Origin of the sequence: Actinophytocola sp. (assembly GCF_035634895.1) — a bacterium.
Lineage (GTDB): Bacteria > Actinomycetota > Actinomycetes > Mycobacteriales > Pseudonocardiaceae > Actinophytocola.
In genome coordinates, this window is record NZ_DASQCC010000269.1 from 13,791 (window position 1) to 30,710 (window position 16,920).

Here is a 16,920-nt window from a genome sequence, read left to right on the forward strand (position 1 = left end):
CCCTAGTGTCCTGAGTCGGGCGCGCGCAGCGTCAGCAGGGTGATCTCGCTCGGGGCGAAGACACGCAGTGGCGGGCCCCAGAAGCCGGTGCCGCGGGTCGTGTACAGCTGGGTCGGGCCGTGGCGGGTCAGGCCCTGCACGGTCGGCTGGTCGACGCGGACCAGGTAGTGGAACGGCCAGATCTGGCCGCCGTGGGTGTGTCCCGACACCTGCAGGTCCACGCCGGCCGCCGCGGCCTGCGCGACCTGTCGCGGCTGGTGCGCCACCAGCAACACCGGCGCCCCGGCCGGCGCACCCGCCAACGCCACCTCCAGTTGCGCCCCGTGCCCGGCCAGCCCGGACGCCCGCGCCGTCGCGTCGTCGATGCCCGCCAGCACCAGCGAGGCCCCACCCCGCGACACCACCACGTGCCGGTTGTGCAGCGGCTCCCACCCCAGGGACGCCATGTGGTCCAGCCACCCCTGCGCCTCACCGAAGTACTCGTGGTTGCCCGTCACGTAGACCCGCGCCAACGCGGCCTCGATCGTGCCGAGCGGGGCGGCCTGGGCGAGCCGCGCCTCGACCGTGCCGTCCGCGATGTCGCCCGCGTGGCAGACGATGTCGGGCTTCAGCGCGTGCACCGCCGCCGCCGTCCGGGTCGACCACCGGACCCGGTCGATCGGGCCGAAGTGCGTGTCCGCCAGCACGACCACGGTCGTCCCGTCGAGGCCGGCGCCCAGCTTCGGCAGCACCACGTCCATCCGCCGCACGCGGGGCACCCGCATCGCCTCGTACACGCCCCACGCCACCAGCACCACGGCCACCGCCGCCACCAGCACGGCCACGAGCCGGTCGTCGAACAACAGCCGCGGCACCACGCCGAGCACCGACCACGCGAACAACACCCACACGACACCGAGCATGGTGTCGCCCACCCGCGCGGCCCAGTCCCGGCCACGCCCGTGCCCCAGGAACATCAGGAACGGGAACGCGACCGCGGCGACCGCGAACACCACCGTCCCCGCGACCGCCACGGGCCCCGGCCACGGTGTCACGAGCACCCACCACGGCATCCCGAACAGCAACAGCACCACGAGGACGACCACCGGGAGGAAACCACCGCGCCCGCGGGGCCGCGCCCGCCGGCCGGCCTCCTGTTCGGTTTGCGTCATAACCGCCAAGGTACCTTCGGGCGGCCGCTACTGTCGGGGCCGTGATCGACCCATCGGCGTTCGAGCCCGGCCCCGCCCCGGACGGCATGCGGTTCTGGCGGCTGCCCGACCCGCCGGAGAGCATGATGTTCGGCTGCCGCGTCGAGGTGACCGTGCTGCTGGAGCTCCTCAAGCTGACCGACCTCGACCTCACGCTGGTCGACGCCGTCGTCGCCGACGTCGACCGCTACCTCGGGGCGGCCGCGGCGCTCGTCGAGCGGCGCCTGCGGGAGGACCCGGCGTACTTCGGCGTCTCCTCGGCCCCCGAGTCACCCGGTCTCGGCCTGCCGGAGGTGACCTTCAGCGACGCGGGCTGGCTGGTCCGCTTCGCCGAGGCCCCGTACCCGGTCGCCGACCCGTACGGCCTCCTCGTCGAGTTCGACGGCGACACCCCCACGCGCGTCGACGGCACCGCGGAGGACTAGGCCAGCCGGTGCACCCGCCGGGTGGCCACCGCGCCCAGCTTGTCCGGGTTCGCGACGTTGTGGATGGTGACGATCCTGCCGTCCTCGTCCAGGTCCAGGGTGAGCGTCGCGATCACCCGGCCGTCGCCGCGGAACACGACGCCCGGCGCGCCGTTCAGGTCGACCACCTCGGCCAGCATGTCCGCCGGCAGGACCCCCTCGTACGGTCGCGTGCCCACCCCGGCGAACCACTTCGCCACCCGCTCGGCCCCGACGACCGGGCGCGTCGCCTGGCGGACCTTGCCGCCGCCGTCCGTCCACAGTGTCACGTCCGGGGCCAGCAGCTGCATCAGCGTGTTGATGTCCCCGCCGCCGGCCGCGGTGAAGAACCGCTCGGTGACCTCCCGCTGCCGTGCCCGGTCTGCGTGGAACCGCGGCCGCCGCGCCCGCACGTGGCCGCGTGCCCGGTGCGCGGCCTGCCGCACGGTGTCCTCCGAACGTGCCACCGCGTCGGCGATCTCGCCGTAGCCGAAGCCGAACGCCTCCTTCAGCACGAACACCGCGCGCTCCAACGGGGTCAGCGACTCCAGCACCACCAGCAGCGCGGTCGACACCGACTCGGCGTCGGCCGTCTCGTCGGTGATGATCGGCTCCGGCAGCCACGGGCCGACGTAGGTCTCCCGCTGCCGGGCCGCCGCGCGCAGCCGGTCCATCGCCACGTTCGTCACGATCCGCACCAGGTACGCCTTGGGGTCGGCGACCCGCGAACGGTCGCCCGCCGACCATCTCACCCAGGCGTCCTGCACCGCGTCCTCGGCGTCGGTCGCCGAGCCGAGGACGCGGTAGGCCACCGAGAACAGCAGGTTCCGGTAGTCCTCGAAGATCATCGCGTGTACCGGCCGCCGTGCGCCCAGATCGCCGTCGACCTGGGGAAGGCCCACATCCGGCGGAAGGTCGGCCATGGCGCGGAGCTCACCGTCTCCTTGTACCAGACCGCCCGGCGGCCGGTCAGCGCGAACCGGCGCGGGGCGCCGTCGGGCCGGGTGAACTGGATGACCCCGTCGTGGCGGCCGATGCTGACCGGCAGGTGGAGGTACCCGAAGCGGAACCGCTTGGGCGCCTTGCCGTTCAGCTCACGCACGATCGACAGCGCCGCGTGCACGCCGGTCGGCATGCCGCCCTGGCAGGTGCCGTGCAGGACGCCGTACTTCTGCGTGACCGCCGCCGCGTCGCCGACCGCGTAGACGTTCGGGTGCGACACCGACCGCAGCGCCTCGTCGGTCACGATCCGGCCGTGCCCGTCCACGTCGAGACCGCGGGCGAGCGCCGGGACCCGCACGCCACCGGTCCACAGCACGACGTCGACCGCGACGGTCTCGCCGTCCGCGAGGCGCACGCCGTCCGGCAGGACCTTGACGATCTCGGTCCCGCCGCGGACCAGCACGCCCAACCGCGCCAGGGCCTCGTCGAGGTACGCCCTGGCCTTCGGGGCCAGCTCCGCGCCGGGCTCGTGCCGGCCGAGGAGCACGACGGCGAGGTGCGGGTGCCGCTCGGCGATCTCGGCCGCGGCCTCGACGCCGGTCAGCCCGCCGCCGCAGACGGCGACGGTGCCGGCGTCCAGTGTGGACAGTCGGCGGGCGAGAAGCGCCGCGGCGTGCGCGCTGTCGAGCGTGTGGGCGTGGTCGTCGGCGCCGGGCACGGCGGTGGTGTCGGCGACCCCGCCGAGGGCGTGGACGAGCGTGTCGTAGGCGATGTCGCGTTCGTCGTCGACCCGCACCGTCCGGGTGTCGACGTCCACGTCGGTCACCCAGCCCCGGACGAACTCGGCCCGGGGGAGCAGTTCGGGGATGTGCAGGTCGGCCAGCTCCTGCCCGGTGGCGAGCTGGTGCAGCCGCAGCCGTTCGGTGAACCGTTCCGTGGCGTTGACGACGGTGATCTCGACGTCGTCGCGCCGCTTCGTTCGCGCCGCGAGGCTCGCGGCCGCCGCCATCCCCGCGTATCCCGCGCCGAGAACCACGATCTTGTGCATTGTTCCGGTCCCTTCCTCACGTAACCGACGACCACGAGACGGGACCTCCGGGAGCGAACGTGAAGCGTGGTGACCGGCGTCACAATCGGTGGCCGACCCGGTGCCGGCGGCTCGCCGCCGAGGATGGTTCGGGGCGCTGTCTGGCGGACCCGGCCCGGATCGTGGCATCGTGTCTGACGACAGCCCTGCAAGGTCGACAATGGCGTAGACAATGGCGTAGTCGCAGGCCAGGACGGTGCACCCGTGAAGAAGATAATCAATGACCCGGCCACCGTCGTCGCGGAGGCGCTGCGTGGGGTGGAGCTCGCCCACGGCGACCTCCTCACCGTCGTCCATGACCCGGCGGTGATCCTTCGGGCCGACGCGCCCGTCCAGGGCAAGGTCGCGATCATCTCCGGCGGCGGTTCCGGGCACGAGCCCATGCACGGCGGGCTCGTCGGGCCCGGCATGCTCGACGCCGCCTGCCCCGGCGCCGTGTTCACCTCGCCGACGCCCGACCAGGTGCAGGCCGCGATCGAGCGGACCGACGGCGGCGCGGGCGCGCTGCTGATCGTCAAGAACTACACCGGTGACGTGCTCAACTTCGAGACCGCCGCCGAGCTGGCCGAGACCCCGGTCAAGACGATCGTCATCGACGACGACGTCGCCGTGAAGGACTCGACGTGGACCGCGGGCCGGCGTGGTGTCGGCGGCACGGTGCCGCTGGAGAAGATCACCGGCGCGGCGGCCGAACGCGGCGACGACCTCGACGCCGTGCACGTGATCGCCGAGCGGGTCGTCGCGAACGTGCGCTCGATGGGCATGGCGCTGACCGCACCGACCGTCCCGCACGTCGGCGAGCCGAGCTTCGACCTCGCCGACGACGAGATGGAGGTCGGCATCGGCATCCACGGCGAGCCCGGTCGCGCCCGCGTGCACGTCGAGAACGCCGACGGCATCGTCGCCCATCTGCTCGAACCGATCCTCGAGGACCTGCCGTTCGGCGAAGGCGACCGCGTCCTGCTGTTCACCAACTCGATGGGCGGGACCCCGCTGCTCGAGCTGTACCTGGCCCACGGCATCGCCGAGCGCCTGCTCGCCGAGCGCGGGATCGTGGTCGAGCGCAGGCTCGTCGGCCCGTTCGTCACCAGCCTGGAGATGCAGGGCATGAGCCTCACCCTGCTCAGGCTGGACGACGAGCTGCTGGAGCTGTGGGACGCGCCGGTCCGGACGGCCGCGCTCCGCTGGGGGCGCTGACCGTGGGCTGCACCGCCGAGGACCTGGTCACCGCCATCCGCGCCGCCGCCGACACGGTCGCCGACCACCGCGTCGAGCTGATCCAGCTGGACCGCGTCATCGGCGACGGCGACCACGGCGAGAACTTGGCCAGGGGCTTCACGGCCGTGCTGGCCGCGCTCGAGCAGTCCACCCCGGACAGTCCGAGCGCGGTGCTGAAGACCGTCGCGTCGACGCTCATCTCCAAGGTCGGCGGTGCGGCCGGTCCCTTGTACGGGACGGCGTTCCTCCGCGCCTCGGCCGCGGTGAAGGACAAGGCGGAGCTGGGACCGGCGGACGTGCTGGCGGCGCTGACGGCCGCACTGGGTGGCGTCGTCGCCCGCGGCAAGGCCGAGCCGGGCGACAAGACCATGGTCGACGCACTGGACCCGGCGGTGAAGGCCGCGGCGGCCGGTGAGTCGGTCGCGGAGGTGTTGGCCCTGGCGGCGGACGCGGCCGAGAAGGGCGCGGACGCCACCGTCCCACTGGTCGCCCGCAAGGGTCGGGCGTCCTACCTGGGCGAACGCAGCGCCGACCACATGGACCCGGGCGCCCGTTCGACCTCCCTGCTCCTACGCGCGTTCGCGGAGGTGGCCGCGCGGTGAGCGGAGCTTGCGGGGTGAGCCGTGGGTGCCGTGTCGTCGAGCGGCGTCGCGGAGCCTGCGAGGGGGCGTTGTGAGCGGAGCTTGCGGGGCGAGCCGTCGGTGCCGTGTCGTCGAGCAGTGCCACCGAGCGTGTGAGGGCGCGGCGTGAGCCGGGTGGGGCTGGTCGTGGTGTCGCACAGTGCGGGGCTCGCGGCGGGCGTGGTCGAGGTGGCGGCGCAGATGGCGCCCGACGTCACCGCCGTCGCCGCGGGTGGCACGGCTGACGGTGGGATCGGCACGGACTTCGACGCGGTCAGCGCGGCCATCGCGCAGGCCGACGGTGGTGCCGGGGTCGTCGTGCTCTACGACCTCGGCAGTGCCCGCATGGTCGCCGAGATGGCCGTCGAGACGGCCGACGACGCCAGGCTGGCCGACGGCCCGCTGGTCGAGGGCGCCGTGGCGGCGGCCGTCGCCGCCCAGGGCGGCGCGGACGTCGCCGAGGTCGCACACGCCGCCGAGAACGCCGCCGGCGTGCCGGGCTCGACCGCACCCGTCGAGAACGCCGCCGGTTCGACCGCGCCAGAAGCGGAGGTGCCGGTTGCCGGAACGCGGCCCGCCGAGGTGACGGTCACCCTCACCAACGAGATCGGGCTGCACGCACGCCCGGCCGCCGTCGTCGCGCGGGCGATGACCGGGTTCGACGCCGTCGTGACCGTGCACTTCAAGGACGCCGCCGTCGACGGGCGCAGCGTCCTCGCGCTCATGGCGCTCGGCGCGCGGGGCGGTGACCAGGTGCGCGTCTCGGCCGTCGGACCGCAGGCCGAGGAGGCCCTCCGGACGTTCCAGGAGTTGGCCGAGGGCAACTTCGGCGAGTGATGTCCGGATACGGCTAGCCGGCGCCCGGGCACGGGGGGATCGTGGAGCCGTGACCACGTACTCGGCCGTCCGCACCACCGGTATCTACTGCCGCCCCGGCTGCGGGGCCAGGCCGCTCGCCGAGAACGTCTCGACGTTCGAACAGCCCGCCGCCGCGGAGGCCGCCGGGTACCGGGCGTGCCTGCGCTGCCGGCCGTACCGGGTCGCGGGGACCATCCCGGACGAGGCGCCCGAGATCGTGTGCCGGGCCGTGCAGCTGATCATCGCCGGTGGGCTGGACGACAAGGACGAGGCGGCGCTCGGGCGGGCGGTCGGGGTGTCGGCGAGGCACCTGCGGCGCATGTTCCACGAGCACCTCGGTGTCACGCCCGACCAGTTCGCCCGCTCGCGGCGTGCGCACTTCGCGCGCCGGTTGCTCGACGACACCGACGTGGCGATCGCCGACATCGCGTTCGCGTCCGGGTTCGGGAGCCTGCGGCAGTTCAACCGGGCGATGCGCGACATCTTCCGTGCGGCGCCGAAGGAGCTGCGGGCGCGGCGGCGGCGCGCGGACCGGCTGGCCGCGGACGGCGGCCTGGTCCTCCGGCTGCCGTACACGGCGCCGTACGACTGGCCGGCGATGGCCGAGCTGCTGGGCCAGCGCGCGGTACCGGGTGTGGAGTCCATTGTGGACGGAAGCTACCGGCGAACGATCATGCTCGACGGCGAGCCCGGGATGCTGGAGATCGGGCCGGGCGGCGCGGACCACCTCGTGCTGCGGGCGCACCTGCCGTACTGGGAGGGCGTGATCCATGTGGTGGCGATGGCGGCCCGGCTGGTCGGCGTGGACGTCGATCCCGAGCTGGCTCGTGCTTCGCTGGCGCGGGACCCGGTGCTGGGGCCGCTGGTCCGGGCCCGGCCGGGGGTGCGGGTTCCCGGGGTGTGGACGCCGTTCGAGGTGGCGGTCGCCGCGACGGTGGGACCGGAGCTCGCCGGGGAGCTGGCGGCGAGGTACGGCGTTCCGGTGCCGGGCCTGGACTACGGGCTGACGCACGTGTTCCCGTCGGCCGAGCTGCTCGCCGAGACGAGCGAGCCCGTGGCGGACCTGGCGAAGGCGATGGCCGCCGGCGAGCGACCACACGGGATCGACGCGGCGGCCGAGCAGTACCTGGCGATGCGGCTCGGGGCACGGGACGCGTTCCCGGCCACGGATGCGGTGGTGCGTAAAGCGGTTCGCGGCGCCGACCCGGAGCGGTGGCGGCCGTGGCGCTCGCTCGCCGCGGCCCACCTGTTGCTCGGCGGCTGACGACCGGTCAGAGGTACCTGGCCAGTTGCTGGATCTCGGCGGTACGGGACTGGATGATCCGGCCCGCCAACGCCCTCGCGTCCGTGCTGAACCCGTCCTTCTCCTCCAGCCGCGCCAGCTCGACCGCCCTGTGCTGGTGACCCGTCAGCAGGTTCAGGAACCGCGTGTCGAAGTCCGGTCCCGCCGGGGTGTCCCGCAGCCACTGGAGGATCGCCGGATCGGTGCCGTGCATGCCCCCGTGGCCGGCGTGCGCGGACGGGTCCAGGTCGGGCGCGACCGGCTGGTCCCACCGTGTCAGCCACTTCCTCATCTGCCTGACCTCGTCCTCCTGCGTCACCCGGATCGCCTTCGCCAGCTCGCGAACCTCCTTGCGGGACGCCCGTTTCTCGGCCAGCCGGGTCATCTGGATGCCCTGCTCGTGCTGCGGCACGGCCATCTGCAGGAACATCACGTCGTTGTCGTTGTACGTGCCGTCCGGCGGTGGCGCGGACTGCGAGGCGCCCGTCGTCTCGGTGACGCCGACCCCGCAACCCGCCAGCAGGAACAGGACTACCAGCAGGACCCGTCGCATGCCTGCCTCCCAAGGGATCCAGGGAATGCCGGCCGGTCCGGAGCGGACCCGGACCGACCGGCAAGCGCTACCGAGTGACTCAGACGGCCTGCCAGAGCGCAGGGGTGCTCGGCGGCTCCCAGCCCGGCAGCGCTGTGTGGCTCTGCCGTGCCCGGTACGTCGTGCCGTTGTAGGTGACCGTGGAACCGGTCGCGTAGGCCGTGCCGGACGACCACGTGCCGCTCACCGGCGGGGCCGGGTTCGGCTCCGGTTGCGGGGCCGGCGCCGGCTCGGCCGACGACCCGCCGACCTGGAGGTCGACGCACGAGTAGAACGCGTTGGACGTGTCACCGATGTTCCAGACCGCCAGCAGCTTCACCCGGCCGCTCACGTTGCCCAGGTTCACGGTGTGCCTGAGCGTGGGCGGCGGTTGCTGGTTGTTGAGCCGGAACTCGGCGACCCGCGTGTTGCCGACGTAGTACTCGAAGTTGTAGGTCGCGTGGCGGGCCGTGAACGTCCAGTTGAAGTCGACCGTTCTGCCGACGGACGTGGCCTTCCACGGCTTGCTGTCCTCGTTCAGGTCGGCGAACCGGGATACGCCGCCGTTGCAGCTCCGCAGCCCCTTCGGGCCCTCGACGCTCTGCGGCTCCCACTGGATGTCCCCACAGGACACCGTGTGCTGTGCGCACTGGGCCTGCCGGCTCGGTGGGGTGAGGATGTAGCCGTGCGCGCTCGCCGTCGCCGCGGGCAGCACCACCAGCCCGAGCGGGGCGATGACGGCGGCGGTCGCGAACATGATCAGTTTTCGTTTCAGGGACATGCGAATCTCCCGGGGTGCAGGGGCCAGCCGGAGATGTGTGGTCTAGACCACAATATCTGGTTTAGACCAAAGTGTGCCGGTAGTCAAGGGTTTGCGGAACGTGCGTGACCAATCGTTCCTGCCTGGAGATGGCGCGCGGGCGGCGGCGGCCCGCGCTCAGGTGACCAGGATGTGTTGGTGCAGCTGTCTCAGCTCGTCGCCGGGCTCGATGCCCAGCTCGGTGTCCAGCAGGCGGTACAGGCGTTGGTAGCAGGCGAGTGCCTCCGACCGGCGTCCGCTGCTCGACAGGGCCAGCATCAGCAGCAGCCATAATCGTTCCCGCAGCGGCTCCTCGGCGACCATGGCCCGCAGCTCGGCCACCAGCTCGGCCGCAGCGCCGAGTCGGAGCCGGGTCTGGGCAAGGGTTTCCCGCACCAGCCAGCGTTGCTCGCGCAGGCGCTGCACGACCGCCGCGCCGGCGGCGTCCGGGACGTCCTCGAACGGGTCACCCCGCCACAGCGCGCCGGCCCGCCGCAGCGTCTCGGCGGCCCGAGCAGGCCGGCCGCCGGCCAGCTCCCGGTGCCCGCGCTCGGCCAGCTCCTCGAAGCGGTGCAGGTCCAGCTCACCCGGCCGGACGAGCAACCGGTAGCCGGCCCGGTCGAGCACGAGCCGCTGCTGGCCACCCGGCAGCAGCCGGCGCAGGTCGGAGACGTAGGTCTGCAGGTTGGCGCGGGCCGAGCGCGGCGGCCCGGCCGGCCACAGCACGGCGAACAGGCTGTCCGCGGGGATCCGCGTGTTGGCGTGTGCCAGCAGGACGCCGAGGAGCATGCGTGTCTTGGCGGCCCGCAGCGGCACCGGGGCGCCGGCGGAGTCGAACGCCGTGACCGGGCCGAGCACCTGGAAGGTCGTCATGCCGTCCAGCCAACGGTTCCGGCTGGTGCGGGCACCAGGCGGTCAGGCGTCCGGGACTGACCCGGACAGCGGTATGACCGAATGCTCCCGCGGTTACGCTTGCTTCTCGGCACGTTGCCTGGGAGGTGGCGACGATGGTTGACGCCAACGTGTCCGGCGATACCGGCAGACCCGACCCGGCGGAGGCGACGACCCCCGCGGAGTTCGTCGAGGCGATGCGCGGCCTGAAGCGGTGGACCGGCCGGGGGTTCCGGGAGCTGGAGAAACGGGCGGCCGCCGGCGGGCACGTGCTGCCGAGGAGCACCGTGACCGTCGCGCTGGCCCGCGACTCCCTGCCGCGTGCGGAGCTGGTGGCGGCGTTCGCCCACGCGTGCGGGTGCGACGAGGAGGAGACGGCCAGGTGGGTCACGGCCCGCCGCCGTGTGGCCGCGGCGGGCGCACCCGCACCGGCCGCGCTCCCGGAGACCGTGCCGGTGGCCCCGCCCCGGCCGGCTCGCGGACGTGTCCGGCGGCTCGTACCCGGCCTGGTGGCCCTGGCCGCGGTGGCGACCGTCCTCACGTTCCTGCTCGGCTCGGCCGGCCGGGACGACTCACGGCGGGGCGGGAACCACGCGGTGCCGACCTCCCCGCCCGGCACGAGCGGACACGGCACGCCCAGCAGGGATCCCGTGCGGGCGTCGAGCCCCGCCGCCGTGCCGGCGAGCACGTCCGTGCCCACGACGGCGGCCGAACCGGGACATGTCGTGCCAGCGGCCGCTGAGACGCCGGCCCCGCCCGAACCGCCCGGCACCGAGGACCCGCCGCCGACCCACGAGCCGCCGCACGAGGAGCCGCCCGACGCCGACCACGTGACGATCCCGCTCGAGGGCCAACCGGCGGTCCACTGCCCGCTGCCGTACCTCAACACGCCGTACGGGGCGGTGGCGCAGTGCACGCAGATGTCCGGCGGGCAGGCCCGGATCGGCTTCTACAGTTTCGTCACGGGAGAGTTCGGGCCACGGACCGACTGGGTGGCCGTCGTGGAGGACCGCTGGTTCGACGGGTCGATCGCCGCCACGGACGGCGTCGAGGCCGTGGCCCGCGGCTTCGCCGTCCTGGACACGACCTACGGCGGCGGTGTCTTCGCCACGCAGTACCGCGACGGCGAGGCCCGCTGGGGCACGATCAGTGTGGTCACCGGGAAGTTCTACCCGTCGTCGGACCGCTGGACGCCGCTCTGACCCGACCCGTGCGGAACGGCGCCGACGTCCCGCGGCCACGGGAGTGCGCCGTCCCGCGCGTAGCCGAGATGCCCACGTGCCATGCGATCGGCGAGCACGCACGGCCGGCGAGGGTCGTCTCCGCCGACCACCGCTGCGGTCGGGGAATTACTTCTCGGCAGGCCGTAGCGCGCGGACGACGGCCGCCATGTCGTCGTCCTGGTTGCCGGACGCCGCGAACAGCCGTTCCAGCGCCGCGGCCAGGTTCGTCGCGACGCCCACCTCGGCCGCCGCCTCGCGGATCAGGCCGGCGTCCTTGGTCGCGCCGCTCAGCGCGAACGCCGGGGTGAACTCGCCCGCGATCATGTTCTTTCCCTTGAGCTGCGCGTACCCGGCGTCGAGCGGGCCGCCCGCGATCAGCTCCAGGAACAGCGCGGGGTCCAGGCCAAGGCCCTCCGCGAGGGCCACGCTCTGCGCGGTGCCCGCGGTGAGCGTCAGCACCCAGGCGTTCATCACCAGCTTCAGCCGGTGCCCGTCGCCCGGTCGTTCGCCGACCCACACGACCTTCGCGCTGATCGCGTCCAGCACGGGCGCGAGCCGCTCGTCGCGCCGGCCGCCGGCGAGGACCGTCAGCTGCCCGTTCTCGGCCGGCTGCCGGGTGCCGAGCACCGGAGCGTCGACGAACGACACCCCCTGCTTGGCGGCCAGCGCGGCCAGCGCGGCGGTCTCGTCCACCCCGATCGTGCTGGTCTGCAACCAGATCGCGTCCGGCCGCATCACCGGCAGCGCCTCGGTCATCACGTGTGCGACCGACTCGAAGCCGAACAGCATCGTCACCACGATGTCCGCGTCCCGTGCGGCCGACGCCGGGTCGTCCGCGACCGGCAGGTCGAGCGCACGGGCCTTGTCGGCGGAGCGGTTCCACACGGTGACGTCGAGCCCGGCCCGCGCCATGCTGCGAGCCATGCCGGCACCCATGATGCCGGTACCGAGCAGTGCAACCTTGGTCATGCTGTCAACCTAGACCCGATCGCCGCCGGCTACCCGGCCATGCCGCTCAGGACCGTCGGGCCGCGCGTCGGGTGCCGGGGAGCCCGGCGCCGCCGGCGACCGTCGTCCGACGGGCTTTACCGAAGCGAAACAGTTGCGGGGCAACCCTTTCGCCGGCGGCGGTGTCCTGAAGAGTGTGTTGGTGTGGTTGAAGCGGACCGCGGGGCTCGTGCTCGCGCTGGCCGCCACCGGGGGAGTAGCAAGTTTCACGCCGTCGCCCGACGGAGTGGTGGTGGCCGTCGCCGAGCCGCTGCCGCTGCCGGCGCCGCGGCCCGTTCCGGCGCCGCGCGATCCGGCGGACGGGATCGTGTACGAGCGCGGGTACAAGGCGCACGGTGCGGACCGGGTGCTCGTCGAGCGCTGGGTGCTGGCGGGCGTGGCGTTCCGCGAACGGGTCACTGTGGACGGTGCGCTGCTCGCCGACCGCAGCGACGGCATCGAGGTCGACTACGTGCGCCGCGAGTGGCGGGCCGGCCCGGTGCGCGGGCTGTCCGACGACTGCGCGCCGACCTACCCGGAGCTCGAGCGAGGACTCGCGGACGGCACGGTCACCGAGTCCGGGGCCGGCGTGCCGGTCGGTGGTTACCCGACGACCGTGTTTCGCCGGCGGGGCACGCCGATGGTGGACGTGTGGGTGAACATGACCACGCGAAGTCCGGTCCGCTGCCGGGGCGCCGCGCGGCACGCGGTGACCTTCGACCTGGTCTGGCTGCCCGCGACGGAGGCCAACCTGGCGCAGCTGACCGCGGTGGTGCCGGACGGGTTCACGACCGTGACCGAGCGGGGGAGCCAACATGACTACTGACCGCAGTTGGGCCGTCACCTGAACAGCGGTTGTCGCGGTGTCGTCAGAAAGCCACCGTGATCCGTTATGCGACGGTTACTGGTTTTCGGGGCAGTGGTGGTCACGCTGGTCGGGTCCGGGGCGGTCGCCTCGAGCACGACGGGGCAGCAGCGGCGCGCGCCGATCCTGACGGGCTGGGTGGGCACCTGGTCCGCCTCGCCGAGCACCGGCGTGGCGAACACGCCGAACGGCTACCCCAACTTCTCGATCCGCAACGTGATCCACACGAGCATCGGGGGCGGCACGGCACGTGTCCGGCTGTCCAACACCTTCGGCACGTCCCCGCTGACGTTCGGCAAGGTCACGGTCGCGGTCGCCGAGTCGAACACCTCGCCCGCGGCCAGGCCCGGCACCATGCGCACGCTCACGTTCGACGGTCAACCGTCCGTGGTCGTGCCGGCCGCCGCGGAGGTGCTGAGCGACCCGGTCCGGCTGACCGTGCCGCGCGACGGCGACCTGTTGGTCACCACGTACGTGCCCACCCCGTCCGGGCCGGTCACCTACCACGCGTTCACCGGCCAGACGTCGTTCTTCACCCGTAACGGTGACTTCGCGGACCAGGAGTCCGGCGCCGCGTTCACCGAGCAGACCAACGTGTGGCACTACGTCAGCGGCGTGGACGTGCGCAGCGCCGTGCCCGGCTCGGTGGTCACGTTCGGCGACTCGATCACCGACGGCGTCGGGTCCACGAACAACGCCAACCACCGCTGGCCGGACCTGCTGGCCGACCGCCTGCGCGGCCGGCTCGGCGTGCTCAACGCGGGCATCAGCGGCAACCGCCTGCTGCTGGACGTGCCGGGTTCCGGCTTCGGGCGCAACGCCCTGGCCCGCTTCGCCGACGACGTGCTCGGTCAGGGCGACGTCCGCTCGATCATCGTGCTGGAGGGCGTCAACGACATCCAGCAGGAGCCCCACCAGACCGACCCGGCGGCCATCATCTCCGCGTACCACCAGATGATCGCGCAGGCACACGCCCGCGGGATCCGCGTCATCGGCGCCACCATCCTGCCCTTCAAGGGCTGGCGCGCGTGGAACGAGACGCTGGAGGCGACCCGCGTCGCGGTGAACACGTGGATCCGCACGAGCGGCGAGTTCGACGCGGTCGTCGACTTCGACCGGGTCACCCGCGACCCGGCCGACCCGCAGGCGCTGCTCGCCGCCTATGACAGCGGCGACCACCTCCATCCGGGTGACGCCGGCTACCAGGCCATGGCGAACGCGGTCGATCTGTCGAAACTGTAGTTTGGTCGCGCGCCACCGGTGGTATCCATGATCATCGAGGTACCGAACACGAGCCCACTTCGGGCGGATGGGAGGTTCGATCATCATGGGGAAGCTACGGAAGTCGATGGGTCTGGCCGCCGGCTCGGCGGCTCTGGGCGCGGCGGCGCTGCTCACACTGCCCGCCACCGCCCAGGCCGCACCCGGCGCGCCCTGTAGCGCGGCGGCCGATGCGTGCATCGACCTGAGCGCGAACACGTCCTGGTTGATGCACGACGGAGTCGTCACCTACGGCGGAGTCCCGATCACGACCGGCAGGCCCGGTTACGAGACACCGCCGGGCACGTTCCACGTGCAGTACAAGGACATCGACCACTGGAGCCGCGCCTTCAACGGGCCGATGCCGTACTCGGTGTTCTTCACCACCACCGGCATCGCGTTCCACCAGGGCAGTCTGGGTGTGCAGTCGCATGGCTGCGTGCACCTCTCCCACGATGCGGCGGTGACCTACTACAACGCACTCCACCCGGGTGACGTCGTGGAGGTGGTCGCCTGACGGCACGGTCGGCGGCGGGACCCCCCTCCCTCCAAGGGGTCCCGCCGCCGGTGTCCGTCCGCGCGCGTCAGATGCTGTCGCAGGTGGCCATCTCGAACGGGCCGGTCGCGGTGTTCGACTCGATCTCCTTGCCGTCCACGGTGATCTTGCAGGTCACACTGCCGCCCTGCTCGCCGGTGGTGACGATGACCTGGCCCTCCTTGACGTAACCCTTGGCCCTGACCTCCTTGGACCACGGCAGCGTCGCGACCTTCTCGTCCTTGGTGTCGGCGTTCTCGTTGCTGAACGTCGTGTACGTGACGTCCACGTTGGCGGCGTCGCCGGTGATCTCGTAGACGATCACGGCCTCGCGGTTGGCCTCCTCGTTGATGTCGTCAGCGGCCTTCGTCCACACGGCCGCCCACAGGACACACACGACGAGCCCGACGATGGAGACGACGAGACCGGTGATCGCCATGCCCTTGTTGGTGGCGCGCCCCTTGGCGGCCTTGCTGATCCCGATGGCGGAGAAGATGATCCCGAGGATCACCAGCGGCCACGCGACGACGCCGATCAGCGGGATGAACGAGAGCACGAGCCCCACGAGGCCGATGACGAAACCCGTGAGTCCGAGGCCGTTGCTGGGCTTCGCGGGAGCTTGGGGAGGGTTGGGTGCGTACTGAGTCACGACTTGATTCCTTTCGGGAAGCTGCTGCGAGGAATCGAAGCAGCGGGCGCGGTGCCGCCGCGTCGTACGCGAGCCGTTCCCCGCTACGACTTTCGTCGTAACCGTGAATCGCGGATAGGTTGATGAGGTCGCCGCCGGTGGGTCCGTAGGCTCTTGCCATGGAACGGCGCGCGCTCGGCGTGGTGGCCACCGTGTTCGCGGTGGCGGTAAGCGTGATAGGCAACCTCGTCACGTTCAGCGCGTCCAGTTCCGTTTCGTACGAGTACAAGCTGCACCCGACGGCGCTCACGTTCGTCGCCATGCTGGTGGGGATCGGCGCGTCGACCATGCTGGTGTGGCGGCACCACTGGCCGCTGCTGGTGTTCGGCATCGCGTTGGTGCCGCCGCTGGTCGGCTCGGACGGGATGGCGGCGCTGGTGGCGCTGGCCGCGCTGACGGCCGCGCGACGCGATCACCTGCGGTGGCTCGCTGTTCCGGTCGTGTACGGGGTGACCACGTTCGCGCTGTGGCGGGACGCCGGGTGGGTCGACGGCTCGCAGATCTTCGGCGTGTTCATCGCGGAGTCGGGTACCGCGAAGATCGTCGGCGTGCTCGTCGTCGCCGCGATCCTGACCGCGATCCCGGTGACAGTCGGTGTGTTGCGCGGCACGCGCGCGGACCTGCGTGAACGGGAACGCCGCGAGGCGTGGATGCGTGCCGAGATGACCCGCCAGGAGGAGCGTTCCCGCATCGCACACGAGATGCACGACGTGCTGGGACACCGCCTGTCGCTGCTTTCGTTGCAGGCAGGGGCCTTGGAGGTGACCGGCCCGGAGAAGACCGGCGACGCCGCCCGCACCGTCCGCTCGACGGCCAAGCAGTCGCTGGAGGACCTGCGCCAGGTGATCGGCGTCCTACGCGACGGCCGGGACTTCCACCTGAGCGGCCCCGCCCCGACAATGGCCGACCTGCCGACCCTCGTCGGCCAGACCAGACAGGCCGGCGTCCCGGTAAGCCTGACGCTCCTGCTCGACCAGGCCACCGCCGCCCCGCCCCAGCTGGGCATGGCCGTCTACCGCATCGTCCAGGAGTCCCTGACCAACATCCTGCGCCACGCCCCCGGCGCCCCGGCCGACGTCATGGTCCGCGGCGCCCCCGGCGCCGGCGTCACCCTGGAGATCGCCAACCCGATACCACCCCCCGGCACGGTCCCCCCGTCCCCCGGCTCCGGCACCGGCCTAACCGGCATCACCGAACGCGTAAACGCCTTAGGCGGCAAGGTAAACATAGGCCCCACCACCAACAACACCTTCGCAATCCAGGCCTGGCTCCCCTGGCCCCCACCCTAACCCGCGAGTCCCGCGCCCACACATACCGAGTCGGGTCTGTGTCGTGATCGGTGTGTCCGGCGTTGTTGATCAGTAGGTTTCGGCTCCCGGCCAGCGGTCACCGAAGGTGATGGCGAAGGCGTTGAGTACTGGTTTCCAGCGCATCGTCCATCGGGTGCGGCCTGTGCCGGTG

18 protein-coding genes are annotated in these 16,920 nt (G+C 72.4%); 10 read left to right on the plus strand and 8 right to left on the minus strand.

Features of this window, described 5'->3' with window-relative positions; all coding sequences use genetic code 11:
- Nucleotides 1-2: 2 nt before the first annotated feature.
- Nucleotides 3-1,151, minus strand: a complete 1,149-nt coding sequence (locus VET29_RS41620) for a metallophosphoesterase (RefSeq protein WP_324932249.1) — start codon at nt 1,149-1,151, stop codon at nt 3-5.
- A 41-nt stretch (nt 1,152-1,192) separates the two neighbouring features.
- On the opposite strand from VET29_RS41620, the gene VET29_RS41625 reads away from it, so the two are divergent.
- A complete protein-coding gene (locus VET29_RS41625; RefSeq protein ID WP_324932252.1) occupies nt 1,193-1,615 on the plus strand; it encodes a hypothetical protein in 423 nt (140 codons plus the stop codon).
- On the opposite strand, the gene VET29_RS41630 is transcribed toward VET29_RS41625, so the two are convergent.
- Nucleotides 1,612-2,481: an RNA polymerase sigma-70 factor gene (locus VET29_RS41630; RefSeq protein ID WP_324932292.1), complete on the minus strand. Its 870-nt coding sequence runs from the start codon at nt 2,479-2,481 to the stop codon at nt 1,612-1,614. The two genes, VET29_RS41625 and VET29_RS41630, sit on opposite strands and share 4 nt — an antisense overlap.
- Nucleotides 2,478-3,623 (minus strand): NAD(P)/FAD-dependent oxidoreductase, encoded by a 1,146-nt coding sequence (locus tag VET29_RS41635; protein WP_324932255.1) that lies wholly within the window; start codon nt 3,621-3,623, stop codon nt 2,478-2,480. Before VET29_RS41635 ends, VET29_RS41630 begins: the two co-directional genes overlap by 4 nt.
- Before the next feature lie 243 nt (nt 3,624-3,866).
- On the opposite strand from VET29_RS41635, the gene dhaK reads away from it, so the two are divergent.
- The 4 genes from dhaK to VET29_RS41655 all read left to right on the plus strand — a co-directional run bounded on the left by dhaK (nt 3,867) and on the right by VET29_RS41655 (nt 7,622).
- Entirely contained in the window at nt 3,867-4,859 is a 993-nt protein-coding gene (gene dhaK / locus VET29_RS41640) for a dihydroxyacetone kinase subunit DhaK (RefSeq protein WP_324932258.1), read from the plus strand.
- A 2-nt stretch (nt 4,860-4,861) separates the two neighbouring features.
- Nucleotides 4,862-5,482, plus strand: coding sequence for a dihydroxyacetone kinase subunit DhaL (gene dhaL / locus VET29_RS41645; RefSeq protein ID WP_324932294.1), 621 nt, complete (start codon nt 4,862-4,864; stop codon nt 5,480-5,482).
- Nucleotides 5,483-5,626: 144 nt separating this feature from the next.
- Nucleotides 5,627-6,337: a dihydroxyacetone kinase phosphoryl donor subunit DhaM gene (dhaM, locus tag VET29_RS41650; protein ID WP_324932261.1), complete on the plus strand. Its 711-nt coding sequence runs from the start codon at nt 5,627-5,629 to the stop codon at nt 6,335-6,337.
- 49 nt (nt 6,338-6,386) lie between these two features.
- Nucleotides 6,387-7,622: an AlkA N-terminal domain-containing protein gene (locus VET29_RS41655; protein ID WP_324932264.1), complete on the plus strand. Its 1,236-nt coding sequence runs from the start codon at nt 6,387-6,389 to the stop codon at nt 7,620-7,622.
- Nucleotides 7,623-7,629: 7 nt separating this feature from the next.
- Here the strand turns inward: VET29_RS41655 and VET29_RS41660 are convergent, their stop codons facing one another.
- The 3 genes from VET29_RS41660 to VET29_RS41670 all read right to left on the minus strand — a co-directional run bounded on the left by VET29_RS41660 (nt 7,630) and on the right by VET29_RS41670 (nt 9,883).
- Nucleotides 7,630-8,193, minus strand: coding sequence for a DUF305 domain-containing protein (locus tag VET29_RS41660; RefSeq protein ID WP_324932267.1), 564 nt, complete (start codon nt 8,191-8,193; stop codon nt 7,630-7,632).
- 79 nt (nt 8,194-8,272) lie between these two features.
- Nucleotides 8,273-8,992 (minus strand): lytic polysaccharide monooxygenase, encoded by a 720-nt coding sequence (locus VET29_RS41665; RefSeq protein ID WP_324932270.1) that lies wholly within the window; start codon nt 8,990-8,992, stop codon nt 8,273-8,275.
- 156 nt (nt 8,993-9,148) lie between these two features.
- A complete protein-coding gene (locus VET29_RS41670; protein WP_324932273.1) occupies nt 9,149-9,883 on the minus strand; it encodes an AfsR/SARP family transcriptional regulator in 735 nt (244 codons plus the stop codon).
- 134 nt (nt 9,884-10,017) lie between these two features.
- Between VET29_RS41670 and VET29_RS41675 the strand changes: the two genes are divergently transcribed.
- Nucleotides 10,018-11,103 carry a hypothetical protein gene (locus tag VET29_RS41675; protein WP_324932276.1) on the plus strand — a complete coding sequence of 362 codons (1,086 nt, stop codon included), beginning with the start codon at nt 10,018-10,020 and terminating at the stop codon, nt 11,101-11,103.
- Nucleotides 11,104-11,250: 147 nt separating this feature from the next.
- On the opposite strand, the gene VET29_RS41680 is transcribed toward VET29_RS41675, so the two are convergent.
- The gene (locus tag VET29_RS41680; protein ID WP_324932278.1) at nt 11,251-12,093 is read right to left on the minus strand and encodes an NAD(P)-dependent oxidoreductase; all 843 of its coding nucleotides are present in this window, start codon (nt 12,091-12,093) and stop codon (nt 11,251-11,253) included.
- A gap of 175 nt (nt 12,094-12,268) precedes the next feature.
- On the opposite strand from VET29_RS41680, the gene VET29_RS41685 reads away from it, so the two are divergent.
- The 3 genes from VET29_RS41685 (at nt 12,269) to VET29_RS41695 (ending at nt 14,753) form a co-directional block, all read left to right on the plus strand.
- On the plus strand, nt 12,269-12,937 hold the full coding sequence (locus tag VET29_RS41685; RefSeq protein ID WP_324932281.1) for a hypothetical protein: 669 nt from the start codon (nt 12,269-12,271) through the stop codon (nt 12,935-12,937).
- A 66-nt stretch (nt 12,938-13,003) separates the two neighbouring features.
- On the plus strand, nt 13,004-14,218 hold the full coding sequence (locus VET29_RS41690; RefSeq protein WP_324932284.1) for an SGNH/GDSL hydrolase family protein: 1,215 nt from the start codon (nt 13,004-13,006) through the stop codon (nt 14,216-14,218).
- A gap of 85 nt (nt 14,219-14,303) precedes the next feature.
- Complete coding sequence (locus tag VET29_RS41695) at nt 14,304-14,753, plus strand: L,D-transpeptidase (RefSeq protein ID WP_414636752.1); 450 nt, start codon at nt 14,304-14,306, stop codon at nt 14,751-14,753.
- A gap of 67 nt (nt 14,754-14,820) precedes the next feature.
- Here VET29_RS41695 and VET29_RS41700 read toward each other — a convergent pair whose 3' ends face one another.
- Nucleotides 14,821-15,420, minus strand: a complete 600-nt coding sequence (locus VET29_RS41700) for a DUF4190 domain-containing protein (protein ID WP_324932286.1) — start codon at nt 15,418-15,420, stop codon at nt 14,821-14,823.
- A 158-nt stretch (nt 15,421-15,578) separates the two neighbouring features.
- Between VET29_RS41700 and VET29_RS41705 the strand changes: the two genes are divergently transcribed.
- On the plus strand, nt 15,579-16,748 hold the full coding sequence (locus VET29_RS41705) for a sensor histidine kinase (protein ID WP_324932289.1): 1,170 nt from the start codon (nt 15,579-15,581) through the stop codon (nt 16,746-16,748).
- The last annotated feature ends 172 nt before the right edge of the window (nt 16,749-16,920 follow it).